A 16,772-nucleotide genomic window follows, 5' to 3' on the forward strand; every position below is an offset into this window, starting at 1 on the left:
AAAAGCCCGTTTGAAGTCAAGCGCCCGGAGGGCCTTGCATGATCGAGCAGGGTGAGGGGTTATCCCCTGGGCCCTCTCGCACCACCGTACATGGGGTTCCGCATACCGGCGAGCCCGAAGCGGCGGCGATCGGCTTCCACCTCGGTCAGCGGCTGGCATGGCTTCAAGGTCGTCAGGCTGCGCACCGCCAGATCCTGGTAGCAGCGGGTACCGCGGCTCTTCCACGCGATCTCCTGCTCGGTCAGCTCGCGCACGATCCTGGCCGGCATGCCCGCGACCAGCACGCGGGGCGGAACGCTCATGCCGGTTTTCACCAGGGCGCCGGCGGCGACGAAGGCGGACTCGCCGATCGCGGCGTCATCCAGGATCACCGCGCCCATCCCCACCAGGGCGTTGCGGCCGACGTGGCAGCCATGGAGCACCGCGCCATGGCCGATGTGGCCGTCCACCTCGACCACCGTGTCGGTGCCGGGAAAACCGTGCATCACGCAGGTGTCCTGGACGTTGCAGCCTTCTTCCAGGATGATGCGGCCGAAGTCGCCGCGCAGGCCGGCGAGCGGCGCGACGTAGCAGCGCGGACCGACGATGACGTCGCCGATCAGCACCGCATCCGGGTGCACGAAGGCGGTGGGATGGACGACCGGCCTCAGGCCGTCGATTTCGTAACAGGGCATGCTCGCCTCCCAGCTTGGCGCCCGCGCCGGGGCCGCGGCGCGACGCCCGGAGGGCGCTTCAATTGTCTTGAGGCTAATCCTCGTGGCGGCGCGAGGCATCGTCCGTTCGGCTTAGCGCCGACGGCCGCGCCGCTTCATTCTCACCGCCGCCAGCAGGGCCAGGCCGAAGGTCAGTGCAAGCAGCATGAACGCCTGCGAATAGGCCTTGCCGATGCCCCCTGGCAGCGCGCCATAGAGGCCGACCCACCATTCGACGAGCACAGCGACGATCGCCACGCCGAGCACGCCGCCAAGCTGCCGGGTGTAATTGCTCACCATCGACGCTTGGCCGAGCTGGCGCGGCTGCATCGGACCCAGCATGGCCACGGTAAGCGCGGGGATGACGAGGCCGAGACCGATCCGGCCGACGACGGTGAAGACAACCACCTCGCCATAGCTGATGGCACCGCCACGCGCGGCGAACATGACGAAGGAGGCGCCGAACAGGCCGAGCCCGGCGACTGTGATCCAGCGCGGGGAGCAGCGGTCGGTGAGCACGCCGGCGAGCGGAATCACCACCGCCAGGGCGATGCCCGAGGGCAGCAGGGCGAGGCCGGCGAGGCTGGCGTCGTAGCCGAGCACGCTTTGCAGGAAAACCGGGATGAGGTAGGTCGAGGCGTACAGGCCGACGCCGTAGACCAGCGAGACCAGCGCGCCCATGGCGAAGCTGCGCTCGCGGAAGAGATCGAGCGCGACGATGGGCGCCGCCGCCGTCCTCGCGTGGCGGACGAACAGCACGCAGCACAACGCCACCACGCCGATGCGGGCGAGGGTGTGCGGTGCGAGCGGGCCATGCTGGCGCAGGCTGGCGATGAGCTCGATGCCGATCAGCGTGCCCGCGCACAGCACGCCGAAGCCGTACCAGTCGAAGGGGCGGCGGGCGGTATCGTCCGCGCGCGGCAGAAGGTAGAGCCCGAGCGCGCCCGCCACCGCGCAGAACGGCAGGTTGATGAGAAAGACCGCCTGCCAGCCGAAGTGGTCGAGCAGCACGCCGGCGGCCGCCGGCGCCGCTGCCGGCGCGAGCACGATGCCGAAGCTCAGCACACCCGTTGCGCGCCCCTGGATGCTGGGGGGAAACAGCCGCATCACCACCAGCATCGCCAAGGGCTGGAGCAGCCCGGCGGCGATCCCCTGGACGATGCGTACCGCGACCACCAGGCCGAAATGCGTCGCCGCCGCGCCGGCGAGGCTGGCCGCCGCCAACAGCAGATTGGAGCCGAGGAAGAGCCGCCGGAAACCGTAGCGGTCGAGCAGCCAGGGGGTGGGCAGCATGGCGAGCGTGAGCGCGGCCAGGAATCCGGTCACCACCCACTGCACCCGATCCTGGCCGAGCCCGAAGGCCGCGCTCAGCGCCGGCACCGCCACGTTGAATGAGGTGGACGCCAGCACTCCGGCGATCATGCCCATCCCGACCACCAGCAGGGCGAGCCACTTGAAGCGCTCGCCGTGGCGCCCGAGAAGGATTTCGCACGGCAGCGCCGCGGGCAGGATGCGGATGCGCTGCCGGATCATCGGCGCATTGACCTCGTCCCGGGCGTAGACGCGACCAGATCCGCGACCCACCATGGCGCGCACCTCGGACATCCATTCCTGTTCAGCCAAGTTCGTCTCCCGCGTGTGAGTGAAGCGCCGCGCACCGTGCGCGGCCCCGGTTTGCGCCTCGTACCGGCGGACGCGCCGCCGGTACTGTCGCAAGCAGTCTAAAAGCAGGAATGAGAGCCCCACGTCGTCCGAATGGACGATGGGATTTCCCCCAAGCAATGTCAGCCTGGGTCCGATAGGGCAACGTGCGCAGCACGCCGCCATTTTCTGATGGAGGACGATCAGCATGAAGGTATTAGTCGTGGGCGGTACGGGCCTGCTGGGCGGGCACGCCGCCATTCATCTGCGCGAACACGGATTCGAGGTCAGCCTCGCCTCGCGCTCGGCACCGCAGGCGCCGATCCTCAGGGAGTTTCCCTTCTTCACGCTCGACTACATCCAGGACGGGCCCGACGTGGCGATGCTGGAGGGCTTCGATGCCCTGCTCTTCTGCGCGGGTCACGATATCCGCCACATCGACCGCGACAGCCCCGCGGATAAACAGTGGCACCAGAACAACACCGTGGCGATCCCGCGCTTCTTCGCCGCGGCGCGCGATGCCGGCATCCGCCGCGCGGTAATGCTGGGCAGCTTCTATCCGCAGGCGGCGCCGGCGCTGATCGACACCAACCCCTACGTGCTTTCCCGCCATCTCTCGGACGAGGGCGTGCGCGCGCTCAGCTCGCCCACCTTCGAGGTCATGTCGGTGAACGCGCCTTTCATGATCGGCCATGTTCCCGGGCTGCCGAACGCGATGTTCGAGGCCTACACCCGCTACGCCCAGGGCCGCATGCCCGGGGTGCCGGTGTTCGGCCCCAAGGGCGGCACCCACTTCATGTCCACCCGCTCGCTCTCCGAGGCTCTGCACCAAGCCCTGATCAACGGCGTGCCAGGCAAGGCGTATCTGGTCGGGGACGAGAACATCCGCTTTGCCGACCTCTTCGGCCTGTTCTTCGAGGCCGTGGGCAACCCGCAAGAGGTGCCGGAGCTCGACCAGGAGCATCCCCTGCTGCCGGACTCGGCCCTCTTCACCGGCCGCGGCAACTACCTGTGCTACGAGGCGGATGACTCGCTCGGCTACCGCCGCAATGACGTGCGCGCGGCGGTGGCCGAACTGGTGCAGCACTATCTGTAGTTGCGCCCGCAGCGCGGCGCGGCGCGACCTCGTCGCGCTTCAGCCTGCCATGCGTGCTGCTTCCTCGCGGGTATAGTTGCTGCCCCCAAGGGGGCGCTTTTCGCCTTGGGGCGGCCCGGCGGCAAAAAAGGGCCCCCACGCTGCGCAGCCTGCGGCCGCTTGCTGCCCCCCAAGGGGACGCTCTTTGCCTTGGGGCGGCCCGGCGGCAAAAAAAAAGCGCCCGCAAGGGGCGCCCATCGTGCAAGGGATGTGATGCGTTCAGCGGTTCTTGCCGACCTGGTCGCCGATGACGCCGCCGATGGCCGCGCCGCCGACCGTGCCCAGGATCCCGCCGTTCGTGATGACGGCTCCCGCCACACCGCCCAGACCGGCGCCCGTGACGGCCGCTTTCTGGCGATGGCTCATGTTGTCCCAGGACGAGCAGCCGGCCATGGCCGCCGCCAGCAGCAGAGCCGCGCCGATTTTCCCGAATGTCCCGATCGTCATGATGGTTCTCCTTCTCGTGTACCGCGTGATGATCCATGCCTCGGCCTCCCCCGGCAAGCTCCGGGGGACCCCGCTTCGGCGTCCTGATTCCTTTATAAGCGCCGGACACCGAAAAAGGTGTGAGTCATGATGTCGATCCTTGTAATTTGTAACAACGGCGCCGCGCGGGAGGGCGTCTCACTTCACCAGCGCCAGCACGTCCCGGAAGGCCGGATGCGCCGGCGTTTCGAGCCATTCGTAGATCGCCATTTCGGACGTCACGGTCTCCAGCCCGTGATGGCGCCAGCGTTCGCAGGCGGCCGCCCAGTCCGACTCGCGCCGGGACCCGGCGCCATCGGCCACCAGCACGGGCTGGAAGCCGGCCTGGGCCAGGCCCAGGCCGGTCTGTAACACACAGATGTGGGCTTCGGTGCCCGTCAGCAACACCCGCGTGCGGCCCGCGGGCCAATCCGCCAGGAAGCCGGCCTCGCGGCAGGCGTCGAAATGGGTCTTGGTCACGACCCGGTCGACGTGCGCCAGCAGCTCGGGGTGGGTGGGGCCGATCTTGCCGGGCCAGTGCTCGGTCGCCCAGACCGGCACCGACAGCAGGCGCGCGGCCTGCGCCAGGCGCGCAACCCGGCCGCACAGGGCGTCGGTGTCGCGGATGGCGGGCAGCAGTTTTTCCTGCATGTCCACGATCAGCAGCGCGCTGGTGCCGGCCGTCAGCAAGGCCTGGTTCACATCCACGTATTTCATGGCGTCCTCCAATTGTGGCGTCTCTCCACCTCCCGGCCTGCAGGCCGGTCGGATTCGACAGGCACGGAATGGTCCGCAGGGACCATTCCATGTCCGGTCTCCCCCACCTCCCGGCTTGCAGGCCGGTCGGATTCGACAGGCACGGAATGGTCCGCAGGGACCATTCCGTGTCCGGTCTCCCCCACCTCCCGGCTTGCAGGCCGGTCGGATTCGACAGGCATGGAATGGTCCGCAGGGACCATTCCATGTCCGGTCTCCCCCACCTCCCGGCTTGCAGGCCGGTCGGATTCGACAGGCATGGAATGGTCCGCAGGGACCATTCCATGTCCGGTCTCATCCTATTATTTCAGGGCCTTGTAGCGCAGGCGGCGCGGGCGGGCGGCCTCCTCGCCCAGGCGGGCCTTCTTGTCGGCCTCGTATTCCTGGTAGTTGCCGTCGAAGAACACCACCTGCGAGTCGCCCTCGAAGGCCAGGATGTGGGTGGCGATGCGGTCCAGAAACCAGCGGTCGTGGCTGATCACCAGCACGCAGCCGGCGAATTCCAGCAGCGCGTCCTCCAGGGCGCGCAGGGTTTCCACGTCCAGGTCGTTGGACGGCTCGTCCAGCAGCAGCACGTTGCCGCCCGCGATCAGGGTCTTGGCCAGATGCAGGCGGCCGCGTTCGCCGCCGGAGAGCTTGCCGACGTGCTTGTTCTGGTCCGCGCCCTTGAAGTTGAAGCGGCCCAGGTAGGCGCGCGCGGGCATCTCGAAACGGCCCACGGTGAGCAGGTCGGCGCCGTCGGAGATGGCGTCGAAGACGGTCTTGTCGTCGGGCAGGGAATCGCGCGACTGGTCCACGTAGGCCAGCTTCACGGTCTGGCCCAGGACCACCTCGCCGGCGTCCGGGGTCTCCTGGCCGGCGATCATGCGGAACAGCGTGGATTTCCCCGCGCCGTTGGGGCCGATGATGCCGACGATGGCGCCCGGCGGCACCTTGAAGCTGAGGTCGTCGATCAGCACGCGGTCGCCGAAGGACTTGGAGACGTTGCGGAACTCGATGACCTCGTTGCCCAGGCGCTCGGCCACGGGGATGAAGATTTCCTGGGTCTCGTTGCGCTTCTGGTATTCGTGCGAGGACAGTTCCTCGAAGCGCGCCAGGCGCGCCTTGGCCTTGGCCTGGCGGCCCTTGGGATTCTGCCGCACCCATTCCAGCTCTTTCTTGATGGTGCGCTGGCGGGCGGATTCGGCGGCTTCTTCCTGCTTGAGGCGGTCTTCCTTCTGTTCGAGCCAGGAGCTGTAGTTGCCCTTCCAGGGGATGCCGTGGCCGCGGTCCAGTTCCAGGATCCATTCGGCCGCGTTGTCGAGGAAGTAGCGGTCGTGGGTGACGGCGACGACGGTGCCGGGGAACTGGCGCAGGAAGATTTCCAGCCATTCGACCGATTCGGCGTCCAGGTGGTTGGTGGGCTCGTCCAGCAGCAGCATGTCGGGCTTGGACAGCAGCAGGCGGCACAGGGCCACGCGGCGCTTCTCGCCGCCGGACAGGTTGCCGACCACGGCGTCCCAGGGCGGCAGGCGCAGGGCGTCGGCGGCGATTTCCATCTGCGTCTCGATGTCGTCGCTGCCGCTGGTGGCGGCCGCCGCGATGACGGCTTCCAGCTCGGCCTGCTCGGCGGCCAGGGCGTCGAAATCGGCGTCGGGCTCGGCGTAGGCGGCATAGACCTCGTCGAGCCGCTTGCGCGCCTCGAAGACCTCGCCCAGGCCGGCCTCGACGGACTGGCGGACGGTGTGAGCGGGATCGAGCTGCGGTTCCTGCGGCAGGTAGCCGATGCGCAGGCCCGCCATGGGGACGGCTTCGCCTTCGATGTCCTTGTCGACGCCGGCCATGATCTTCAGCAGGGTGGACTTGCCCGAGCCGTTCAGGCCCAGGACCCCGATCTTGGCGCCGGGGAAGAAGGACAGGGAGATGTCCCGCAGGATCTGGCGTTTGGGCGGCACGATCTTGCCGACCCGGTTCATGGAATAGACGTACTGTGCCATGTCTCGACCGTGTAAGGGCGCAGCGAAGGATTCGGCCGCGCAAAGTTTCGATTGTAGGCCGGACGGGCGGCGGACGGGACGGGACGGGGCGGATGGAGGTGCCCCGCAGCCGCCGCGCGGGCCCGGATGCGTCCGCCCGGCGCCCGGGCCGTACAATGCCCCCATCAGCCATCCGCCCCCGTTTCCCGTCATGACCCCTCCCCTCGCATTCACCCCGGCCGAGGCCGACCTGCTGGGCCGCACGGCCGACGCGCTGTGCGCTTATCTGGGCAAACCCGTGATCGCCGAAATCGTGGCCGAGCCCGGCGAAGGCTACGAATGGGCGCTGTTCGCCCTGCCGCTGGCCCCCGACGACGCGGACGAGGACAAGCCCCGCGTCCAGGCGGGCGGCCCGGGGGCGCGCTTCCTGGGCAGCAGCGGCGGCCTGGACCTGAGCGACGGCCAGCCGGTGGACTGCGAATTCCTCTGGGCCGTCCAGCTGTCGGACCTGGAAGGCGTGCGCTACATCAAGGTGGACGCCCAGGGCGAGGAAGTCGCCTGGACCGACACGCTGACGGACCTGCTGCCCTTCGACCTGCGCGAAGCCGAGGCGCCGGAGGACGAGGGCGAGGAAGCAGACGACGAAGGGGACGAGGAAGAAGACAAGGACGGCGAGGGCCAGGAGGGCGAGGACCCCGGCGGCCCCCCCACGGACCGCTGAGCGGCTGAGCGGGCCACCCGGGGCCATCCAGGACGATCATCCAGGACGATCCTCCGGGCCGGCGGGCGGGCCGGCGGGCGCGCCGGGAGGCGAATCCGCCCCGGGCCGCCCGCGCCAATGACCGTCAGGTCGTCACGGGGTGCTTGGCCCGCGCCGCGTCGCGCAGGCGGTCGCGCAGGTACAGCGCCGCGCCCACGGGCCACATGGCGGCCACCAGCAGGCGCGACGCCCAGCGGCTCAGGCGCCGGCCGGCGGGACGCGCCACGCGCTGCGCGCGCAGGTGCAGGCCGAAGCGGGTGTAGCGGATCGCCGCGCCGAAGAACGCGGCCGGCTGGTAGCGGAACCAGTCCAGACAGTATTCCACCGTATCGTGCGCCAGCAGCCACAGGCCCAGCGCGTGGCGGCCGCTGTCGGCCGTGCGTCCCTGGCGCGACAGGCTGTCCTTCTCGTCGTGATACACGCGGAACACCTGGTTGACGAAGCGGGTCAGGTAGCCGGCGCGGGCGATCGCGCGCCAGACCAGGCTTTCGGGCACGAAGCCGGGGATGTCCTCGGGAAAGGGGAACTGGCGCAGCACGTCCGTGCGCAGACAGCCGAATTTCTCGCCCCGGACGTGGTAGCGGAAGGTCATGTCCAGCGAGGACACGTCCATCACGTCGCGGGGATACATGTCGCCCACCACGCGGCCGTCGGGCCGCGTGCACAGGCCGGTGATCGCCACGTAGCGCCCGCGCTGGGCGGGCGGGATCTGCTCCCAGACGCCGGCCATGTGGTAGAGGGCGTTGGGATCGAGCTCGTCGTCGCTGTCGATGGCCACCAGCCATTCGCCCTGGGCGTGGCGCACCCCGGTGTTGAAAGCTGTTTTCTTGTGTTGATTGGGTTGCCAGACGTAACGGATCGGAAAGCTGGCTTCCTGCTGCCATCCCTGGACCAGGGTCCGGGTGGCATCCGTCGAGCCGTCGTCCACGACCACCCATTCAAAATCCTGGAAGGACTGTTCCCTCAGCGAGCGGTAGACGCGTTCGAGCGTGTGCGCGCGGTTGTGGGTGGGGGTGACGACGGAAAACAGATGGCGCCAGCAAGCCATGCCGGAAGGTTCCTCCAGTTTCCGATCTGCCCCATGATAGCGGACAAAAAAAACCACGGGCCGTCCGGTCCGTGGTTTCCCTTATGCCGAATTGTATATAAACAATACGGCTGGCCAGCGTCGAACGATCAGACGCGCTTGACCTTTTCGAGCATCTTGAAAACGCCCTTGGGCGCGCGCACGAACAGGCGCTTGAACGCCTTGCCAAGGCAACGGCGCTCCAGCGTGTTGCGCCGCGTGCGTTTGATTTCTGCCATGTGGATCTCCTGGTGTAAGGCGGGCTTGAAGGCCGGGCTTGAAAGCAAAACACGCTATTTTAGCAAAATTTCACCGCTCGCCGGAGCGCCCGGATGCGCGCAAGGGGCGCCGGCGGATGCCGGCTCCGCCGCCCCTCGGGTCCCGCGGCCGCCCGCGGGCGCACGCCTTCGATCTACTGGCGCACGCCTTCGATCTCGATCTGCAGGCGCACGGTGTCGGGGATGCCCGGCAGGCCGAACCCCATGCCCCACTGGCTGCGCTTGAGTTCGGTGCGGAAATCGCCGCCGCAGACTTCGCGGTTCAGGCGCTTGTTCTGGTAGCAGTTGAAGCGCACGGCGTTCAGCTTGACCGGATGGATCTGCCCCAGCAGGGTCAGGTTGCCTTCCACGGCCCGCACCAGATCGCCCTCGAAGAGGAAGGCGGTGGACTCGAAACGGGCCTCGGGGTGCTGGTCGGCCTGGAAGAAGTCGCCGCCCAGCAGGTGTTCGTCGAAGCCCTTGGAGCCGGTGCTGATCGACTTCATGTCGACGCGGATCTTCGCCTGGCCCGTCCTGGCCTCGCGGTCGAAGGCGACGTCGCCCTCGACCGTGTCGAAACGGCCGCGCACCGTGGACGTGCCGTTGTGCAGGACCTCGAAATAGACGAAGGTGTGGTCCGCGTCGGTCTTGTAGTCGGCCGCCTGGACGAGGACGGGGGCGGCACAGAGCAGGGACAGGGCAAGCAGGCGTTTCATGGCGATTCTCCGGTTTTCCAGAAGGACCGGGACGGGCCCGGCTTCATTCAGTCGATTGTAAGAATGGGACGGCGCCGGCGGGCCCTTCCGCCGTCCCGACTTCTGATGCGGATCAAGCCGGACGGCTTGCGCCGGCCGGGGCGCGGCACCCGTCACATGACCCTACCGCGCGCATCGCAAGGACGCGGCGCGCCGGATTATGATGGCGGGATGAACGCACCCATCCGCATCTTCGGCGCCCGCCAGAACAACCTGAAGAACCTGGATCTGACGATCCGCACCGGGGAACTCCTGGTGGTGACCGGCGTATCCGGATCCGGCAAGAGTTCGCTGGCCTTCGACACCCTCTACGCCGAAGGCCAGCGCCGCTACGTCGAGACGTTCTCGCCCTACGCGCGCCAGTTCCTGGACCGCATGGACAAGCCCCAGGTCGAGCGCATCGAAGGCATCCTGCCGGCCATCGCCATCGACCAGGTCAACCCGGTGCGCAATTCGCGCAGCACGGTGGGCACCATGACGGAGCTCAACGACCACCTGAAGCTGCTTTACGCGCGCGCCGGCCACCTGCATTGCCGCAACTGCGCCCGGCTGGTGAAAAGCGACGACCCCGCCAGCATCCGGCGCCAGCTGGACGGCCTGTGCGCCGCCCGCGATCCCCGTCTGGTCGTCACCTTCCCGGTCTCGGTGCCCGCCAACTTCACCGAGGACGAGGTGCGCGGCTTCCTGGAGCAGCAGGGCTACACGCGCATCCACCGCCAGGACGAGCCGGCGCCCGGCGCCATCGAAGCGCCGGCCGGCAAGCCCGCCGGCGCGCGGCGCAAGGCGGACGCCGCCGGCCGCCGCGTGCTGCACGTCGTGCAGGACCGCTTCCGCCTGGGCAGCGCCGAATCGGCGCGCGTGGACGAGGCCCTGGAAACCGCCCTGCGCCAGGGCAACGGCCGGCTCGGCGTCCACGCCCTGTTCGACGAGGGCGAGGAGGAATGGCGCTTCAGCGCCGGCCTGCACTGCGCGCAGTGCGACATCGACTACGGCGCCCCGCTGCCCAGCACCTTCTCCTTCAACTCGCCGCTGGGCGCCTGCGAGCACTGCCGGGGCTTCGGCCGGGTGATGGGCATCGACTACGGCCTGGTCGTGCCGGACGAGACCCGCAGCCTGCGCGACGGGGCGATCAAGCCCTGGCAGACCGCCAGCTACAAGGAATGCCAGGTCGAGATGGAACGCTACGCGCCCAAGGCGGGCGTGCGCCTGGACGTGCCCTGGCGCGACCTGACGGACGCGGAGCGCGGCTGGGTGATCGGCGGCGCGCCCGACTGGAAGGGCGGGCCGTCCGCCTGGAAGCACCAGTGGTACGGCGCGCAGCGCTTCTTCGACTGGCTGGAATCGCGCGCCTACAAGATGCACGTGCGGGTGCTGCTATCCAAGTACCGCAGCTACACGCCCTGCCCGCATTGCAAGGGCGCGCGGCTCAAGCCCGACGCCACGCTGTGGCGCCTGGGTCAGGACCGCGAGCCGATCCCCGGCGCGCCGCGCTTCCTGCCGCCGCACGCGCGCTGGACGCCGGAGCAGCTGGCGGCCCTGCCCGGCCTGGGCCTGCACGACCTGATGCGCCTGCCCATCGAGCGGGTGCGCGACTGGTTCGACCGCATCGAACTGGGCCGCTCGCTGGACGACGCCCTGACCGAGCTGCTGGACGAAGTCCGCGCCCGCCTGCGCTTCCTGTGCGACGTGGGCCTGGGCTACCTGTCGCTGGACCGGCAGAGCCGCACCCTCTCGGGCGGCGAGGTCCAGCGCATCAACCTCACCACCGCGCTGGGCACGTCCCTGGTGAACACGCTGTTCGTGCTGGACGAGCCGTCCATCGGCCTGCACCCGCGCGACATCCACCGCATCGTCCAGGTCATGCACCGCCTGCGCGACCACGGCAACACCCTGGTCGTGGTGGAGCACGATCCGCAGGTCATGGTCGCCGCCGACCGCATCCTCGACATCGGCCCCGGGCCGGGCGAGCGCGGCGGGCACATCGTCTTCGACGGCACGCCGGCCGAGCTGGCTGCGGCCGACACGCTGACGGGCCGCTACTTCGGCGGGCGGATGCGCATCGAGGCGCCGCGCCCCCTGCCGGTGCAGGACGGCACCCCGCGCCTGCTGCTGCAGGGCGCCCGCGCCAACAACCTGCAGGGCATCGACTTTTCCCTGCCGCTGGGCCGGCTGGTGTGCCTGACCGGCGTGTCCGGCTCGGGCAAGTCCACCCTGGTGCAGGACGTGCTCTATCCCGCGCTGCTGAAGCGCCTGGGCCGCGCCACCGAGGCACCCGGCGAATACGCCGCCCTGCTGGGCGCGGAACGCATCGCCGATGTGGTGATGGTGGACCAGACGCCCATCGGCAAGACGGCGCGCTCCAACCCCGCCAGCTACGTGGGCGCCTTCGACGCCATCCGCAAGCTGTTCGCCGCCGCGCCCCTGGCGCAGGAACGCGGCTACACGGCCGGCACCTTCAGCTTCAACACCGGCGACGGCCGCTGCCCCGGCTGCGGCGGCACCGGCTTCGAGCACGTGGAAATGCAGTTCCTGTCGGACGTGTACCTGCGCTGCCCGGACTGCGACGGCCGCCGCTTCCGCCCTCAGGTCCTGGAAGTGCGCATCGAGCACCTGGGCCGCAGCGCCTCGATCGACGAGGTCCTGGACATGACCGTGAGCGAGGCGCTGGAGTTCTTCAAGGGCCTGCGCGACGTGCAGTGGGGCCTGGCGCCCCTGGCCGACGTGGGCCTGGAATACGTGCGCCTGGGCCAGCCGGTGCCCACCCTGTCGGGCGGCGAGGCCCAGCGCCTGAAGCTGGCCGGCCACCTGGCCGAGGCGGCGCGCTCGCGGGCGCCCCAGGGGGCGCTCAAGGGCAGCCTGCTGCTGTTCGACGAACCCACCACCGGCCTGCACTTCGACGACATCGCCCGCCTGATGCGGGCCTTCCGCAAGCTGCTGGCCGCCGGCCATTCGCTGCTGATCATCGAGCACAACCTGGACGTGATCCGCGCCGCCGACTGGGTCGTGGACCTGGGGCCGGAAGGCGGCGACCAGGGCGGCCGCATCGTCGCCGAGGGCACGCCGGACGACCTGATGCGCCACCCGGATTCGCACACCGGCCGGGCGCTGTCGGACTATGCGCGGCAGGCCGACCATCCGGCCCTGATCCTGCGCGAACCCGCGCCGCGCCTGCCGGCGGCGTCGGCCAGCCCCGACATCCACATCCTCAACGCCCGCGAGCACAACCTGAAAGGCATCGACGTGCACATCCCGCGCGACGCCTTCACGGTCATCACCGGCGTGTCGGGCTCGGGCAAGTCCACCCTGGCCTTCGACATCCTCTTCAACGAAGGCCAGCGGCGCTACCTGGAATCCCTGAACGCCTACGCGCGCGCTATCGTGCAGCCGGCCGGCAAGCCGGACGTGGACGCGATCTACGGCATCCCGCCCACCGTCGCCATCGAGCAGCGCACCAGCCGGGGCGGACGCAAGTCCACCGTCGCCACCATGACGGAGATCCACCACTTCCTGCGCCTGCTGTATGTGCGCCTGGGCACCCAGATGTGCCCGGACTGCGACGTCCCCGTGGCGCCGCAGACGCCGGAGCAGATCGTGGCGCAGCTGCTGCGCGACCACGCGGGCGAACACATCGGCCTGCTGGCGCCGCTGGTGGTGGCGCGCAAGGGCTACTACACCGACCTGGCGAAATGGGCGGCCTCGCACGGCCACACCCATCTGCGGGTGGACGGCGAATTCATCCCGGTCAGCCCCTGGCCGCGCCTGGACCGCTACCAGGAGCACACCATCGAGCTGCCGGTGAGCGACCTGATCGTGGACGTGCGCGACGAGGCCGGCCTACGCGAGGCCGTGCGCGCCGCCCTGGCCCTGGGCCACGGCAGCTTCCGCGTGCTGGCCGGCCTGACCGCGCCCGGCCCGGCCACGATCGAGGCGCGCCGCGCCGCCGGCCTGGCCCCCGACCCGCGCCTGCTGACGTTTTCCATCAAGCGCGCCTGCCCGAACTGCGGCACCAGCTTCCCGGAGCCCGATCCGCGCCTGTTCTCCTACAACTCGCGCCACGGCTGGTGCCCGGGCTGCTACGGCACCGGCCTGCAGCTCACCGGCTTCACCGAGGACCAGACCGGCGAGGAATCCGTCTGGCTGGACGAGGCCACCGGCCTGCCGCAGCCCTGCTCCCAGTGCCAGGGCCAGCGCCTGAACCGCGTGGCGCGGGCCTTCCGCTGGCGCGGCCGCTCGATCGCGGAGCTGGCCTCGATGCCCGTCAGCGACGCCCAGCGCTTCTTCCTCGGCCTGGGCGCCCAGGGGCGCGAGGCCGAGATCGCGCGCGACATCCTCACCGAGATCCGCGGCCGCCTGGACTTCATGATGGACGTGGGGCTGGGCTACCTGGCCCTGGACCGCGCCGCGCCCACCCTGTCGGGCGGCGAGGCCCAGCGCATCCGCCTGGCCGCGCAGTTGGGCTCCAACCTGCAGGGCGTGTGCTACGTGCTGGACGAGCCCACCATCGGCCTGCACCCGCGCGACAACCGCATCCTGCTGGACGCGCTGACCCGGCTGGAAGGCAATGGCAACACCCTGGTGGTGGTCGAGCACGACGAGGACACCATCCGCCGCGCCGGCCACGTGATCGACATCGGCCCGGGCGCCGGCGTGCGCGGCGGCATGGTGGTGGCCCAGGGCACGGTCGAGGACATCGCCCGCAACCCGGCCTCGGTCACCGGACGCTACCTGCGCGAGCCCCTGGTCCACCCCATGAACGGCCGCCGCGCCGTCGAGGCCGGCACGCCCGGCCTGGAGATCGTGGACGCCAGCCTGCACAATCTGCGCCAGGCCAATGCGCGCATCCCGCTGGGCCGGCTGAGCGTCGTCACCGGCGTGTCGGGCTCGGGCAAGTCCACCCTGGCGCGCGACGTGCTGCTGGACAACCTCGCCCGCCGCGTCGGCGGCCAGGCGACGGGCTCGTCCTGGCAGGGCTGCCGGACGATCCGCGGCTGGGAGGCCATCGACCGGGTGCTGGAGGTCGACCAGACCCCGATCGGCAAGACGCCCCGGTCCTGCCCGGCCACCTACGTGGGCTTCTGGGACGACATCCGCAAACTCTACGCCGGCACGCGCGAATCGCGGCTGCGCGGCTGGACGGGTTCGCGCTTCTCCTTCAACACCGGCGACGGCCGCTGCCCGGAATGCGAGGGCCAGGGCATGCGCACCATCGAGATGAGCTTCCTGCCCGACGTGAAGGTCCCGTGCGACGCCTGCCACGGCGCGCGCTTCAACCAGGAAACCCTGGGCGTGCAATGGAACGGCCGCAGCGCGGGCGACGTGCTGCGCATGGAAGTCGACGACGCCATCGGCCATTTCTCCGCGCACCGCCGCATCGCCCGCGCCCTGCAGCTGATGCAGGACGTGGGCCTGGGCTACCTGACGCTGGGCCAGCCCTCGCCCACGCTGTCGGGCGGCGAGGCGCAGCGCATCAAGCTGGTCACCGAACTGACCAAGGCGCATCTGGACGAGGGCGTGCTGCGCACCGGCCGCGCCTCGCGCGTCCCGCACACCCTGTACGTGCTGGACGAGCCCACCGTGGGCCTGTCCACGGCGGACGTGGAGAAGCTGATCCGCGTGCTGCACCGGCTGGTGGATGCCGGCCACACCGTGGTGGTCATCGAGCACAATCTGGACGTCATCGCCGAGGCCGACTGGATCGTGGACCTGGGCCCCGAGGGCGGCGACGAAGGCGGCCGCGTGGTGGCCCAGGGCAGCCCCGAGCAGCTCTGCGCGGGCCGCACCCACACCGGGCGCATCCTGGCGGAATTCCTGGCGCCGCGGCAAGCGCACGGCGCCCTGGAGGCCCGGTGACCCCGCGCGGTTCTCCGGCCGCCGGGCCGGAGCCCTCCACCTGCCTGTTCGAGGACCGGCTGGCCGGCCGGTCGCTGCGGCTGCTCGATCCGGTGGCGCGCATCGCCGTCCACCGCCGCGACGAGCTGCCCGCCGCCTGGGACGCCATCGAATCCGCCCGGCGGGCGGGCCATTGGGTGGCCCTGCTGCTGGACTACGAGCTGGGCGAATGGCTGGAGCCCGGGGCCGCCGACCCGGCGGACGCCGGCGCGCGCGACCCCCTGCCCCGCCTGACGGCGCTGGTCCATGCCCGCGCGGCATGGGGCGCCTGCGGGGGGGTGGAGGGGCCGGACTCGGCGGGCCCGGCGGACCGGGCGAATGCAGCGAGCAGGACGGAAAGGCCGGGTTCGGCGGGCGGCGCGGATGGCATGCAAAGACCGGACGGCGGCCGCGTGCCGGACGGTCTGGCCGACGCCCGCGGCCTGCCCTGGCGGCCCGACCCGCGGCCGGGCGTGTCGCGCGCACGCCATGCGCAGGCCATCGAGGCCGTGCGCGCCGGCATCGCCCGGGGCGACTACTACCAGATCAACTACACCCTGCCGCTGCGGCTGGACTGGCCGGCGGGCCTGGACCCCGCGCGGGCCTACGCCTGGCTGGCCGAGCGGCACCCCGTGGCCCACGCCGCCTGCGTGTGCGACGGCGACCGCTGGGTGCTGTCGCTGTCGCCCGAGCTGTTCGTGGCCCGCGAGGGCGCGCGCCTGCGCGTGCGGCCGATGAAGGGCACCGCCCCGCGCCACGCCGACCCGGCCTGGGACCGGCAGGCCGCCGAGGCCCTGCAGCGCAGTGTCAAGAACCGCGCGGAGAACCTGATGATCGTGGACCTGCTGCGCAACGACCTGGGCCGCATCGCCGTGCCGGGCAGCGTGCGCGTGCCGGCCCTGTTCAGCCTGGAGGCCTACCCCTCGGTCTGGACGCTGACCTCCACCGTGGAGGCCGAGGCGCCGGACGCGCCGCTGGCCGAGGTGCTGCGCGCCCTGTTTCCCTGCGGCTCCGTGACCGGGGCGCCGAAGATCGCCGCCATGCGGGCCATCCGCGCGCTGGAGGCGCGCCGCCGCGGCATCTACTGCGGCAGCGTGGGCTGGCTGGCGCCCGACGGGGATTTTTCCCTCAACGTCGCCATCCGCACCATCGAACTGCGCGGCGGCCGGGCCGAGTTCGGCGTGGGCGGCGGCATCGTATACGATTCCCGGGCCGCCGAGGAATGGGAGGAATGCCTGTGGAAAGCCCGCGTCCTGAATCCGGAATGAACCTTACGGCCGCAGACCCGGCCGTCCCTCCTGCGAACCTCCACCCGTCCGCGTCCCCCGCAGCCACAAATCTGCCCGAGCTCTCCGCGGCCGCAGACCTGCCCATCCTCCCCGCGGCCGAGATCCGTCGGATCGCCCCCGATCTGATCGAGAC

General features: G+C 70.3%; 12 protein-coding genes. 4 read left to right on the top strand and 8 right to left on the bottom strand.

What is annotated here, in order from left to right; all coding sequences use genetic code 11:
* Positions 1-59: 59 nt before the first annotated feature.
* On the bottom strand, positions 60-674 hold the full coding sequence (paaY, locus tag BN940_RS14145) for a phenylacetic acid degradation protein PaaY (RefSeq protein ID WP_043684065.1): 615 nt from the start codon (positions 672-674) through the stop codon (positions 60-62).
* A 111-nt stretch (positions 675-785) separates the two neighbouring features.
* On the bottom strand, positions 786-2,315 hold the full coding sequence (locus BN940_RS14150) for a DHA2 family efflux MFS transporter permease subunit (protein ID WP_198408273.1): 1,530 nt from the start codon (positions 2,313-2,315) through the stop codon (positions 786-788).
* Positions 2,316-2,541: 226 nt separating this feature from the next.
* Between BN940_RS14150 and BN940_RS14155 the strand changes: the two genes are divergently transcribed.
* Entirely contained in the window at positions 2,542-3,429 is an 888-nt protein-coding gene (locus tag BN940_RS14155) for an NAD-dependent epimerase/dehydratase family protein (protein ID WP_043684067.1), read from the top strand.
* 258 nt (positions 3,430-3,687) lie between these two features.
* Here BN940_RS14155 and BN940_RS14160 read toward each other — a convergent pair whose 3' ends face one another.
* From BN940_RS14160 to ettA, 3 genes are all read right to left on the bottom strand, one after another.
* Positions 3,688-3,915, bottom strand: coding sequence for a glycine zipper 2TM domain-containing protein (locus BN940_RS14160; protein ID WP_043684069.1), 228 nt, complete (start codon positions 3,913-3,915; stop codon positions 3,688-3,690).
* A gap of 177 nt (positions 3,916-4,092) precedes the next feature.
* Positions 4,093-4,650 carry an isochorismatase family protein gene (locus BN940_RS14165; protein ID WP_043687433.1) on the bottom strand — a complete coding sequence of 186 codons (558 nt, stop codon included), beginning with the start codon at positions 4,648-4,650 and terminating at the stop codon, positions 4,093-4,095.
* Positions 4,651-4,991: 341 nt separating this feature from the next.
* Positions 4,992-6,665, bottom strand: a complete 1,674-nt coding sequence (ettA, locus tag BN940_RS14170; protein ID WP_043684071.1) for an energy-dependent translational throttle protein EttA — start codon at positions 6,663-6,665, stop codon at positions 4,992-4,994.
* A 190-nt stretch (positions 6,666-6,855) separates the two neighbouring features.
* Here ettA and BN940_RS14175 point away from each other — a divergent pair, with 190 nt between their 5' ends.
* Complete coding sequence (locus tag BN940_RS14175; protein ID WP_043684073.1) at positions 6,856-7,365, top strand: hypothetical protein; 510 nt, start codon at positions 6,856-6,858, stop codon at positions 7,363-7,365.
* A 124-nt stretch (positions 7,366-7,489) separates the two neighbouring features.
* Here the strand turns inward: BN940_RS14175 and BN940_RS14180 are convergent, their stop codons facing one another.
* The 3 genes from BN940_RS14180 to BN940_RS14185 form a co-directional block, all read right to left on the bottom strand.
* Positions 7,490-8,452, bottom strand: a complete 963-nt coding sequence (locus BN940_RS14180) for a glycosyltransferase family 2 protein (protein WP_043684075.1) — start codon at positions 8,450-8,452, stop codon at positions 7,490-7,492.
* A 128-nt stretch (positions 8,453-8,580) separates the two neighbouring features.
* Positions 8,581-8,709: a hypothetical protein gene (locus BN940_RS20155; RefSeq protein ID WP_003803595.1), complete on the bottom strand. Its 129-nt coding sequence runs from the start codon at positions 8,707-8,709 to the stop codon at positions 8,581-8,583.
* A 173-nt stretch (positions 8,710-8,882) separates the two neighbouring features.
* A complete protein-coding gene (locus tag BN940_RS14185; RefSeq protein WP_043684076.1) occupies positions 8,883-9,443 on the bottom strand; it encodes a YceI family protein in 561 nt (186 codons plus the stop codon).
* 210 nt (positions 9,444-9,653) lie between these two features.
* On the opposite strand from BN940_RS14185, the gene uvrA reads away from it, so the two are divergent.
* Both uvrA and pabB read left to right on the top strand, forming a co-directional pair.
* A complete protein-coding gene (uvrA, locus tag BN940_RS14190; RefSeq protein ID WP_043684077.1) occupies positions 9,654-15,332 on the top strand; it encodes an excinuclease ABC subunit UvrA in 5,679 nt (1,892 codons plus the stop codon).
* A complete protein-coding gene (pabB, locus tag BN940_RS14195) occupies positions 15,329-16,618 on the top strand; it encodes an aminodeoxychorismate synthase component I (protein ID WP_052355890.1) in 1,290 nt (429 codons plus the stop codon). Before uvrA ends, pabB begins: the two co-directional genes overlap by 4 nt.
* Positions 16,619-16,772 lie beyond the last annotated feature (154 nt).

This window comes from Castellaniella defragrans 65Phen, from assembly GCF_000612685.1.
GTDB classification, from domain to species: Bacteria; Pseudomonadota; Gammaproteobacteria; order Burkholderiales; family Burkholderiaceae_B; genus Castellaniella; species Castellaniella defragrans.

Coding starts and splice junctions, on each gene's coding strand:
- BN940_RS14185 (WP_043684076.1), bottom strand. CDS start 9,443: ATGAAACGCCTGCTTGCCCTGTCCCTGCTCTGTGCCGCCCCCGTCCTC.
- uvrA (WP_043684077.1), top strand. CDS start 9,654: ATGAACGCACCCATCCGCATCTTCGGCGCCCGCCAGAACAACCTGAAG.
- BN940_RS20155 (WP_003803595.1), bottom strand. CDS start 8,709: ATGGCAGAAATCAAACGCACGCGGCGCAACACGCTGGAGCGCCGTTGC.
- BN940_RS14175 (WP_043684073.1), top strand. CDS start 6,856: ATGACCCCTCCCCTCGCATTCACCCCGGCCGAGGCCGACCTGCTGGGC.
- ettA (WP_043684071.1), bottom strand. CDS start 6,665: ATGGCACAGTACGTCTATTCCATGAACCGGGTCGGCAAGATCGTGCCG.
- BN940_RS14180 (WP_043684075.1), bottom strand. CDS start 8,452: ATGGCTTGCTGGCGCCATCTGTTTTCCGTCGTCACCCCCACCCACAAC.
- BN940_RS14165 (WP_043687433.1), bottom strand. CDS start 4,650: ATGAAATACGTGGATGTGAACCAGGCCTTGCTGACGGCCGGCACCAGC.
- BN940_RS14155 (WP_043684067.1), top strand. CDS start 2,542: ATGAAGGTATTAGTCGTGGGCGGTACGGGCCTGCTGGGCGGGCACGCC.
- BN940_RS14160 (WP_043684069.1), bottom strand. CDS start 3,915: ATGACGATCGGGACATTCGGGAAAATCGGCGCGGCTCTGCTGCTGGCG.
- paaY (WP_043684065.1), bottom strand. CDS start 674: ATGCCCTGTTACGAAATCGACGGCCTGAGGCCGGTCGTCCATCCCACC.